At 69.0% G+C, this 10,935-nt stretch carries 1 protein-coding gene; it reads right to left on the reverse strand.

The genetic code is table 11. The annotated features are described in order from the left end of the window. On the reverse strand, positions 1-10,917 hold the full coding sequence (locus tag VZQ01_RS37100; protein WP_426746011.1) for a non-ribosomal peptide synthetase: 10,917 nt from the start codon (positions 10,915-10,917) through the stop codon (positions 1-3). Between the last annotated feature and the right edge of the window lie 18 nt (positions 10,918-10,935).

Here is a 10,935-nt window from a genome sequence, read left to right on the forward strand (position 1 = left end):
CTACGCTGCCCCCGCCGTGGCGAGCAGGGCCCTCAGGTGCGTGAGGTACGCCGAGGACAGCTTCTCGAGCGTGCCCATCGCATGGAGGTTCTCGCTGTAGGCCCACGCGAGGTGGAAGGTGCCCTCGGAGACGTAGGCCGTGATGTCCAGGACGCGCGAGCGCGGGCCAGCCGGTGCCCGCTCGGGCCCGACGGACTCCGACGCGGGCCGCAGCGGTGCGTTGCCCGAGCGCACCAGGTCGAAGTGGCCCAGGTAGTTGAAGCACACCTCGGTCCTCGGCAGCCGCGCGAGCTGCTCTCGCACCGCCGTGTCCCGGCTCAGGTAGCGCAACACCCCGAAGCCCACGCCGCGGTTGGGCACCGCCTGGAGCTGCTCCTTCACCGACTGGAGCAGCGCGCCCGCGGAGGCTCCCGCGGGCTCCTCCACCACCACGGGGCTCAGCGCCGTGAACCAACCCACGGAGCGTGACAGCTCCACGCCCTCCAGAATCGACTCGCGGCCGTGGTTGTCCAGCTCGAGCAGATGGGCCGTGCGGCCCGTCCACTCCGTGAGCGCACGCACCAGCGCCGCGAGCAACACGTGGTCCACGTTGACGCCGTGCACGTCACGCATCCGGTGCAGCAACACGCGCGTCTCCTCCTGGGTCAGCGCACCCTCCACCAGTCGTGTCGAGCCCTCGAGGTTCTGCCCCTCCGCGAAGTCCCGGGGAATCGGCGCCACCCGGCCGTAGACCTCCGAGGTCCACGTGGGCAGCTCCCGCCGAGCCTTGTCCGACTGCGCGTACTCCGACAGCTTCCGCGCCCACGCCTGATACGACGTGCTCTTGGGCGGAAGCTGGAGCGCCTTCCCGGCGCCGAGCTGCTCCCACAGCGTCTGCAGGTCCTCCATCAACACCCGCCACGAAATCCCATCCGTGGCCAGGTGGTGGACGATGAGCAGCAACCGCCCAGGCTCCTCGCGCCCCCAGTCGAAGAAGGCCACCCGCATGAGCGGCCCCGCGGACAGGTCCAGGCTCTTCTGGAGCGAGGTCGACAGCCGTTCCTGCTCCTGGACCCGCTGGCTCGCGGACAGCGCGCTCAAGTCGTGGTGGCTGAACGGCACCGGCACGTCGGGTCCGGCGTAGGACTGCTCCCACCCCGCGGAGCCCTGCACGAAGCGCAGGCGCAGCGAGTCGTGGTGCCGCATCAGCTTGCGCACCGCCTCCTCCATCTGCGCGGGCGACAGCCGCTGGTGCACCTCGAACAGGAACGCCTGGTTCCAGTGGTGCCGCTCCGTCGGGTACAGCTCGAAGAAGCGATTCTGGATGGGCGTGAGCGGCAAGGTCCCGGACACCGTCTGCTCGTCAGCGGCCTCTTCGGGGCTGCGCACGCGCGCGGCGAGCTCCGCGAGGCTCTGGCACTCCAGGATGTCCAGCGGCGTGAGCTGCAACCCGGCCTGGATGGCCTTGGCGACGACCATGATGCTCAGGATGGAGTCGCCCCCCAGCTTGAAGAAGTTGTCCGCCGGGCTCACGTGCTCCACGCGCAGCACCTGCTTCCAGATGTCCGCCAGGAGCAGCTCCGTCGGCGACTGGGGCGCCTGCGCCTCCTCCGGCTTCGGAGCGCTGGGGCTCACGGGCTCGGGCAGCGCCTTGCGGTCCACCTTGCCGTTGGGCGTGAGGGGCAGCGCCTCCAGCACCATGAAGACCGCCGGCACCATGTACTCCGGCATCTGCTGGGCGAGCCGCTCGCGCAGCGGCTCGGTCGCGAGCGTCTGGCCCGGGTGCGAGACGAGATACGCGACGAGCCGCTTCGTGCCCACGTCGTCCTCGCGCGCGAGCACCACCGCGTCACGCACCTCGGGCTGCTGGCAGAGGATGGCTTCGATCTCCCCCAGCTCGATGCGGAAGCCGCGAATCTTCACCTGATGGTCGATGCGGCCGAGGAACTCGAGCGCTCCATCCGGGAGCCGCCGCACCACGTCTCCCGTCCGGTAGACGCGCTCCTCACCGAACCTCACGAAGCGCTCGGCGGTGAGCTCGGGCCGTCCCAGATAGCCGCGCGTCACACCCGGTCCGCCGATGATCAGCTCCCCCGGCACACCGACGGGGACGTGCTGCCGGTGGGCATCGAGGACGTGCGTGGTGGTGTCCCCGATGGGGAAGCCGAGCGGCACGGTGGGCGCGGGCTTCGAGGCCAGCCGCGGTGGCACCGCCCAGGTCAACACACCGATGGTCGTCTCGGTGGGACCGTAGTGGTTGATGACCCGGCACTCCGGAGCCAGGGTCTGCACCCGCTCCATCAGCTCCCATCGCGACGCCTCGCCGCCCAGGACGAGCCGCTGTCCCGGCAGGACGTGCTCGGGACGGGACGCGGTGAGCAGCGCCGTCAGGTGCGAGGGGACGATCTTCAGGCAGTCGATGCTCCGCGAGTGCATGTACTCGGCCATGGCCTCGGGGTTCGAGGCTCGCTCGTCGGAGATGATGTGGAGCGCTCCGCCCGTGGCGAGCGCCGGGAAGACCATGGTGTTCCCCAGGTCCGCGGCGAACGTGGACACCGTGGCGTAGCGAAGCCCTGGAGGCACGTCGAGGACGCGGGCGATGCCCGACAGGTAGTGGCTCAGGTTGCCGTGCGTGATGCCCACGCCCTTGGGCCGGCCCGTGGAGCCGGACGTGTAGATGACATAGACGAGGTGCCGCGGCTCGACGGTGAGCGGCGGATTCTCGCGAGGCCGTCCTTCAAGCTCCTTCCATTGTGAGTCGACGCAGAAGACGTGCGCCTCACCGGGAGGAATCGACGCGCGGAGGGACTCCTGCGTGAGCACCACGGGCAGGCGCTGGTCCGACATCATGAACGCGAGTCGTTCCCGCGGGAGCCCCGGGTCCATCGGCAGGTACGCGCCGCCGGCCTTGAGGATGGCGAGCAGGCCCACGAGCAGGTCGAGCGAGCGCTCCAGGTACAGGCCCACCACGCGGTCCGGTCCCACGCCGAGCGATTGCAGCTGCGCGGCGAGCTGGTTCGCGCGCTCGTTGAGCTGTCGATAGGTGAGGGACCGGTCCTCGGAGACCAGCGCCGTGGCGTCCGGTGTGGCGGCGGCCTGTTGCTCGAACCGCGCGTGGAAGCACGTCGCGGGCGACTCCAGCGCGGGGGCCGTGTTCCACCGGACGAGCTGCCGCTGCTCCTCCGGCGTCAGCATGGACACGGAGTTGATGGGCACATCCGGGTTGGCCGCGATGTTCTCCAACAGCTGGCCCAGGTGGCCGAGCATCCGGCGGATGGTCTCCGGCTTGAAGAGGTCCGTGCTGTACGCGAAGGACGTCTGCAGACCCTCGGCGGCCTCGCTCATGAAGAGGTGGAGGTCGAACTTGGTGTAGTTCCACTCCGTCTCGAGCATCGACACGTCGAGCCCCGCCATCTTCAGGTGGCCATAGGGGCTGTCCTGCAGGTTGAAGCGGACCTGGAAGAGCGGCGAGTAGCGAGGGTCTCTCGGAACCTGGAGCGCCTCGACGACCTGCTCGAACGGGACATCCTGGTGCGCATAGGCACCCAGGGACACCTCACGCACGCGACGCAGCAGCTCGCGGAACGTGGGCTCGCCGGACAGGCGCGTGCGCATCACCAGCGAGTTGACGAAGAAGCCGATGAGGCCCTCCAGCTCCGCGCGGTGGCGATTCGCGATGGCCGTGCCGACGCTGATGTCGTCCTGCCCCGAGTAGCGTGAGAGCAGGAGCTGGAAGCCCGCGAGCAGCGTCATGAAGAGGGTGGTGCCCTCCTTCCGACTGAGACGCACGAGCGATTCGAGGAGCGCGGGCGGCAGCGTGATGCTCTCGACGGCGCCACGGAAGGACTGGGAGGGAGGACGCGGGAAGTCCGTCGGCAGCGGGAGGAAGGACGGCGCGCCCGTGAGCTGCTCCTTCCAGTACCCGAGCTGAGCATCGAGCCGTTCACCGTTCAGCCACTGGTGCTGCCACACGGCGAAGTCGGCGTACTGGATGGCCATCGGCGCGAGGGGCGAGGGCTCGTCATGGGTGAACGCGGTGTAGAGCGCGCTCAGCTCGCGGAAGAGCACCTCCAGGGACCAGCCATCCGAGACGATGTGGTGCATCGTCAGCAGCAGCACGTAGCGCTGAGGCGCGGTCCGCAGCAGCGTCGCGCGGATGACAGGGCCTTGGGCGAGGTTGAAGGGGCGCTGAGCTTCTTCCACCGCCAGCGCGCGCGCCGTCTCATCGGCGTTCGGCTGGGTGGAGAGGTCGAACAGGGCCAGGTGCAGGGACTGCGACGGCGCGATGAGCTGGAAGGGGTGGCCGTCGTGGAGTGCGAAGGAGGTGCGGAGGGACTCGTGACGCGCCATGAGGGCGTCGAGAGCGCGCTGGAGGGCAGGGAGGGAGAGCTCGCCGGAGAGGTGGATGGCGAGAGGGACGTTGTAGGCGGCGCTGCCAGGCTGGAGCTGGTCGATGAGCCAGAGGCGCTGCTGGGCGAAGGAGAGGGGGAGGCGAGCGTCCCTGGGGGAAGGGAGGATGGGGGACTGGGCGCCGGAGAGAGAGGCGGCGAGGACGCGGGCGAGGGAGGCGACGGTGGGGTTGGCGAAGAGGTCGCGGAGAGGAAGCTCGAGGCGGAGGGTTTCGCGGACGCGAGAGACGAGCTGGGTGGCGAGGAGGGAGTGGCCGCCCAGGTCGAAGAAGTTGTCGTCGACGCCGACGCGGGGGAGCGAGAGGAGCTGAGCCCAGAGGTTGGCGAGGAGCTCTTCGAGAGGGGAGCGAGGCGCGACGTAGGAGTCGGAGGCGTCGGCCACTCCGTCCGGAGAGGGAAGCGCCTTCCTGTCGACCTTGCCGTTGGGAGAGAGGGGCAGGGAAGGGAGGGAGACGAAGACGGAGGGGAGCATGTACTCCGGGAGGGAGCGCTTGAGGAAGTCGCGCAGCTCGGCGGAGGAGGGAGGAGAGGAGGAGGAGAAGTAGGCGACGAGGCGACGGTTGCCGGGAGAGTCCTCACGGGCGAGGACGACGCAGTCGTTGAGGGAGGGGTGGCGAAGCAGGGCGGCTTCGATTTCGCCCAGCTCGATGCGGAAGCCGCGAATCTTCACCTGGAAGTCGGAGCGGCCGAGGAACTCGATGGAGCCGTCGTGGAGGAGGCGGACGAGGTCTCCGGTTTTGTAGAGGCGAGCCTGGGGCTTGAAGGGGTGAGCGACGAAGCGCTCAGCGGTGAGTCCGGGCTGGTGGAGGTAGCCGCGGGCGAGGCCGTCACCGCCGACGTAGAGCTCGCCGGGGACACCGACGGGGACAGGCTGCAAGGCACCGTCGAGGACGAAGGCGGTGGAGTTGGCGAGAGGCCTGCCGATGGGGACGGTGTGGCCCGGCGCGGGCGCCTGAGAGATGAGGTGCCAGGTGCTGAAGGTGGTGTTCTCGGTGGGCCCGTAGACGTGGAGCAGACGGGAGGGAGGGCCGTGGAGGAGGACGGCGCGGACGACGTCAGGGTCGACCAGCTCCCCGCCGAAGAGGACGGTGGAGAGGGAGGAGAAGGCGTCGGGCGCGTGGTGGGCGAGCTGGTTGAAGAGGGCGGTGGTGAGGAAGAGGGTGGAGACCTTCTCACCGCGCAGGTGCTGGACGAAGAGAGGCGGAGAGAGGGAGACGTCGCGAGGGACGCCGACGAGGAGCGCGCCGTTGAGGAGGGCGCCCCAGATTTCGAAGGTGGCGGCGTCGAAGGAGGCGTTGGAGACCTGGGCGACGCGGTCCTGGGAGGACAGCTGGATGTAGTCGGAGTCGCGGACGAGACGGACGACGCCGAGGTGGGGGACGAGGATGCCCTTGGGCTGGCCCGTCGAGCCCGACGTGTAGATGGCGTACGCCAGATGCGAAGGCTGTGTCGAAGTGGGCGGCGCGCGGGGGGGCTGCCGGGCGAGCACCTCCGCTTGCGTGTCCATCGCCACGACGTGGACCCCACTCTCGGAGGAGAGCTTGCCGGAGAGCGCCTGTGTGGTGACGAGGATGGGGACTCGCGCGTCCCGGAGCATGAACGAGAGGCGATCCACCGGATACGACGTGTCCAGCGGCAGATACGCCCCACCGGCCTTGAGGCACGCGAGCATCGCGACGATGAGTGACGGCGAGCGCTCCAGGTAGATGCCGACCAGCGTATCGGGGACGACACCGAGGCCCTGGAGGTGCCACGCGAGCTGGTTGGCCTGGGTCTCCAACTGCGCGTAGGTGAGCGACTCGTCTCCGAAGCGGACCGCGAGCGCGTGGGGTGTGGCTCGCGCCTGCACGGAGAACAGCTCATGGATGCAGCCGTGCCGGGGGAACTCGGTGGAGGTCTTGTTCCAGTCGAGGAGGACCTTGTTCCGCTCGGGCTCCGTGAGGAGCGGGAGCCCGGTGATGCGGGTGTCCGGCTGCTCCGCCGCAGCGGTGAGCAGCGTCTGGAAGTGCCCCAGCATCCGGTGGATGGTGTCCGGGGTGAAGAGGTCGGTGTTGTACTCGACCGCGCAGTCCAGCCCCTCGGAGCCCTCCACCGTGGCGACGATGAGGTCGAACTTCGACGTGTGCGTCCGAAGCTCCCTCGACTCCATCGACAAGGCCGATGTGGGCGGCGACTGCTCGACGCCACTCTGGAGCGCGAACATCACCTGGAAGAGCGGTGAGTAGCTCGGGTCCCGCTCGGGCTGCAGGGCTTCGACGACCTGCTCGAAGGGGACGTCCTGGTGCGCATAGGCTCCGAGCGCGACCTCGCGGACGCGACGCAGCAGCTCGCGGAAGGATGGCGCACCGGACACGTCGGTGCGCATCACCAGCGAGTTGACGAAGAAGCCGATGAGCCCCTCGAGCTCCGCGCGGTTGCGGTTCGCGATGGGGGTTCCGACGGTGATGTCCGTCTGTCCGCTGTAGCGGCGCAGGAGCACCTGGAAGCCCGCGAGCAGCGTCATGAAGAGGGTGGTGCCCTCCTTCCGGCTCAGCCGCTTGAGCGAGTCGAGCAACGACAGCGGCAGGGTGCGTCTCGCGACCGCGCCCCGGAACGTCTGGATGGCGGGGCGCGGGAAGTCCGTCGGCAGCGGCAGGAACGGCGGCGCACCCGCGAGCTGCTCCTTCCAGTATGAGAGCTGGGCATCGAGCCGCTCGCCCTGGAGCCACTGACGCTGCCACACCGCGAAGTCCGCGTACTGGATGGGGAGCGCGGACAGGGGCGAGGGCTCGTCACGGGTGAACGCGGTGTAGAGCGCGTTCAGCTCGCGGAAGAGCACATCCATGGACCAGCCATCCGAGACGATGTGGTGCATCGTCAGCAGCAAGATGTGCTTCCTGTCGTCCGCGCGAAGCAGGGCGGCTCGAATCAGCGGTCCCTGGCTCAGGTCGAACGGCAGTCGCGCCGCTTCCTCGGAGAGCTGCGTGAGTCGCTCCTCACGCTCGTCGACGGGAACCTGCCGCAGGTCCACACACGTCAATGGCAGCGGGAGAGACGGCGCGATGAGCTGGAAGGGTTGGCCGTCGTGGAGGGCGAAGGAGGTGCGGAGGGACTCGTGGCGCGCCATGAGGGCGTCGAGAGCGCGCTGGAGGGCAGGGAGGGAGAGCTCGCCGGAGAGGTGGATGGCGAGAGGGACGTTGTAGGCGGCGCTGCCAGGCTGGAGCTGGTCGATGAGCCAGAGGCGCTGCTGGGCGAAGGAGAGGGGGAGGCGAGAGTCCCTGAGGGAAGGGAGGATGGGGGACTGGGCGCCGGAGAGAGAGGCGGAGAGGACGCGGGAGAGGGAGGCGACGGTGGGGTTGGCGAAGAGGTCGCGGAGGGGAAGCTCGAGGCGGAGGGTTTCGCGGACGCGAGAGACGAGCTGGGTGGCGAGGAGGGAGTGGCCGCCCAGGTCGAAGAAGTTGTCGTCGACGCCGACGCGGGGAAGCGACAGGAGCTGAGCCCAGAGGTTGGCGAGGAGCTCTTCGAGAGGAGAGCGAGGCGCGACGTAGGAGTCGGAGGCGTCGGCCACTCCGTCTGGAGAGGGAAGCGCCTTCCTGTCGACCTTGCCGTTGGGAGAGAGGGGCAGGGAGGGGAGGGAGACGAAGACGGAGGGGAGCATGTACTCCGGGAGGGAGCGCTTGAGGAAGTCGCGCAGCTCGGCGGAGGAGGGAGGAGAGGAGGAGGAGAAGTAGGCGACGAGGCGACGGTTGCCGGGAGAGTCCTCACGGGCGAGGACGACGCAGTCGTTGAGGGAGGGGTGGCGAAGCAGGGCGGCTTCGATTTCGCCCAGCTCGATGCGGAAGCCACGAATCTTCACCTGGAAGTCGGAGCGGCCGAGGAACTCGATGGAGCCGTCGTGGAGGAGGCGGACGAGGTCTCCGGTTTTGTAGAGGCGAGCCTGGGGCTTGAAGGGGTGAGCGACGAAGCGCTCAGCGGTGAGTCCGGGCTGGTGGAGGTAGCCGCGGGCGAGGCCGTCACCGCCGACGTAGAGCTCGCCGGGGACACCGACGGGGACAGGCTGCAGGGCACCGTCGAGGACGAAGGCGGTGGAGTTGGCGAGAGGCCTGCCGATGGGGACGGTGTGGCCCGGCGCGGGCGCCTGAGAGATGAGGTGCCAGGTGCTGAAGGTGGTGTTCTCGGTGGGCCCGTAGACGTGGAGCAGGCGGGAGGGAGGGCCGTGGAGGAGGACGGCGCGGACGACGTCAGGGTCGACCAGTTCCCCGCCGAAGAGGACGGTGGAGAGGGAGGAGAAGGCGTCGGGCGCGTGGTGGGCGAGCTGGTTGAAGAGGGCGGTGGTGAGGAAGAGGGTGGAGACCTTCTCGTTGCGCAGGTGCTGGACGAAGAGAGGCGGAGAGAGGGAGACGTCGCGGGGGACGCCGACGAGGAGCGCGCCGTTGAGGAGGGCGCCCCAGATTTCAAAGGTGGCGGCGTCGAAGGAGGCGTTGGAGACCTGGGCGACGCGGTCCTGGGAGGACAGCTGGATGTAGTCGGAGTCGCGGACGAGGCGGACGACACCGAGGTGGGGGACGAGGATGCCCTTGGGCTGGCCCGTCGAGCCCGACGTGTAGATGGCGTACGCCAGATTCGAGGGCGTCGTGAGCGTCGAGGGCGCGCGCGTGGGCAGCTTCACGAGCGTCGGCGCGAGCTCCTCCAAGCCGAGCACGCGGACTCCCTCGGGCGCTTGAATCGCTCCCGCGAGCGCGCGTGAGGTCAGCAGGATGGGCGCGCGAGAGTCCCGCAACATGAGCGAGAGGCGCTCCGCCGGATACGACGTGTCCAGCGGGAGGTATGCCCCGCCGGCCTTGAGGCACGCGAGCATCGCGACGATGAGCGACGGCGAGCGCTCCAGGTAGAGCCCGACCAGCGTATCGGGGACGACACCGAGGCCCTGGAGGTGCCACGCGAGCTGATTGGCCTGGGCCTCCAACTGAGCGTAGGTGAGCGACTCGTCTCCGAAGCGGACCGCGATGGCATCCGGCGAGGCATAGGCCTGGGCGGAGAACAGCTCATGGATGCAATGCTGGCGCGGGAAGTCGGTGGATGTGTGGTTCCAGTCGACCAAGAGCTGCTGCCGCTCCGCCTCCGTGAGCATCGGCAGCTGGGTGATGCAGGTGTCGGGCTGCGTCGCGGCGGCGCTGAGCAGGGTCCGGAAGTGCCCCAGCATCCGCTCGATGGTGGCCGCGTCGAACAGGTCGGTGTCGTACTCCAGCTCTCCCGTGAGACCCGACGGCGTCTCCTCCAACGCCATCAACAGGTCGAACTTCGATGTGCCCGTCTCCACTGGCAGCGTGGTGAGCGTGAGCCCATCGAGCGACGCGGACGCGGTGGCGGACTCCTGCAGCGAGAACATCACCTGGAACAGCGGGTTCTGGCCCAGGTTGCGCTCGGGGTGGAGCGCTTCGACCACGTGCTCGAAGGGCAGGTCCTGGTGCCCGTAGGCGCCGAGCGAGACCTCGCGCACGCGCTGGACGAGCTGTCGGAAGGTTGGCGCGCCGGACAGGTCCGTGCGGAGCACGAGCGTGTTGACGAAGAAGCCGATGAGCCCCTCGAGCTCCGGACGGTTGCGGTTGGCGATGGGCGTCCCCACGCAGACGTCCGTCTGGCCCGCGTAGCGGCGCATCAGGACGTTGAACAGGCTCAGCACCGTCATGAAGAGCGTGGTCCGCTCCTCGCGGCCCAGCTTCTTGAGCGCGTTCACCTCATCCAGCGGAATGGAGAACCGCGCCGCCCGGCCCTGGTGGCGCTTCACTGGCAGGCGCGGGCGGTCCGTGGGCAGCGTCAGCAGCGGCGGCGCTCCGGCGAGCTGCTTCTTCCAGTACTCGAGCTGCTCACGGACGGCGTCACTCCGGAGCCACTCGTTGTGCCAGAGCGCGAAGTCCGCGTACTGGAGCTTGAGGGGAGCAAGGGAGGGCTCGGTGCCCAGCCGGAGGGCGCTGTAGAGCGCCCCCAGCTCGAAGAAGAAGACGGACATCGACCAGCCGTCCGAGACGATGTGATGCATCGCCAGGAGCAGGACGTGGTCCTCGGGGGCCACGCGCAGCAGGGTGGCTCGGACGAGCGGGGCCTGGCTCAGGTCGAACGGCTTGCGAGACTCCTCCGTCGCGAGGTCCCGGAGGCGCTGCTCGCGCTCCACTTCGGACAGGCCGCCGAGGTCGACGACCTGGAGGTCCAGGGACAGCTCCTCCGCGATGAGCTGGAGGGGCTCGTCCCTCTGGACGGTGAAGCAGGTGCGCAGCGACTCGTGGCGGCGCAGCAGCTGGTTCAGGGCCGCGCGCAGGGCGCGTTCATCCAGCGGCCCCTGGAGGCGCACGAAGACCGGCACGTTGTACTGCGCCTGACCCGGCTCCAGGCGGTCGAGGAACCAGAGCCGACGCTGCGCGGAGGACAGCGCGACCTGATTGCCGCGCGAGGTGTTCGGCGTGATGGCCTGCTGCGCGGGCGCGTCCTTCTTGAGCGCGGCGAGCGACGCCCGGGCCTTGGCGTTCAGGATGCGGTCCGAAAACTTGCTCATGGATGAAGGTCTCGTTCT

This window comes from Myxococcus faecalis, assembly GCF_050039385.1.
Taxonomy (GTDB): Bacteria; Myxococcota; Myxococcia; order Myxococcales; family Myxococcaceae; genus Myxococcus; species Myxococcus fulvus.